The sequence below is a fragment of the Burkholderia sp. Bp9099 genome (genome assembly GCF_003857805.1).
In the GTDB taxonomy this organism is placed as follows: Bacteria; Pseudomonadota; Gammaproteobacteria; order Burkholderiales; family Burkholderiaceae; genus Burkholderia.
Map to the genome: position 1 here is coordinate 1 of NZ_QTPU01000100.1, position 732 is coordinate 732.

Consider the following 732-nt stretch of genomic DNA (forward strand, 5'->3'; position numbering starts at 1 on the left):
CGGACGGGCGCGATGCGGCGCTCGTGCAGTTCCCGGGCGGCTACGTCGCCGAGATCCACGCGCGGTCGAAGTAATGGCGCATCGGGCGATGAGGTGGGCGTGGCGGGGCGTGCTGCCGGCCGCCGTGCTGGCGGGCGGCGTCGCGACGTACGCCGGGACGGCGGCCGCCGCCGAGGACACCGTGGCGCCGGCGCCGACCTCGGCCTCGGCCTCGGCCGGCGGCACGACGTGCACCGCGAAGCGGCCCGCGGTGCTGTTCAACCGCTGGCAGGAAGACTGGTCGGTGCTCGCGAATCCGTGCGTGCCGCGCAAGCCGCTCGACGGGCTGAAGTACATCCCGCTCGGCGGCGACCCGTCGACCTACCTGTCGCTCGGCGCGAACCTGCGCGAGCGTTTCGAGCTGAACAACGCGCCGCTGTTCGGGCTCGGCACCGCGCACGACGACAACTACGTGATCCAGCGCGCGACGGTGCACGCGGACCTGCGCTATGCCGGGCATTTCCAGGCGTTCGTGCAGTTCGTCGATGCGCGGCCGTTCGGCAAAGACACGGTCGGTACGGTGGACAAGGATCAGCTCGACATCGAGCAGGCGTTCGTCGCGTATGTCGATCAGCTGGGCGGCGGCACGTTCAAGGCGCGTGTCGGCCGGCAGGAAATGGCGTACGACCTGCAGCGGTTCGTGTCGGTGCGGGACGGCCCGAACGTGCGTCAGGCATTCGACGCGCTGTGGGC

1 protein-coding gene is annotated in these 732 nt (G+C 71.2%); it reads left to right on the forward strand.

Going from position 1 to position 732, the window contains the following annotated elements; genetic code table 11:
• Positions 1–88: 88 nt before the first annotated feature.
• A partial coding sequence (locus DIE17_RS37070; protein ID WP_260439305.1) for an alginate export family protein occupies positions 89–732 on the forward strand: 644 nt, incomplete at its 3' end.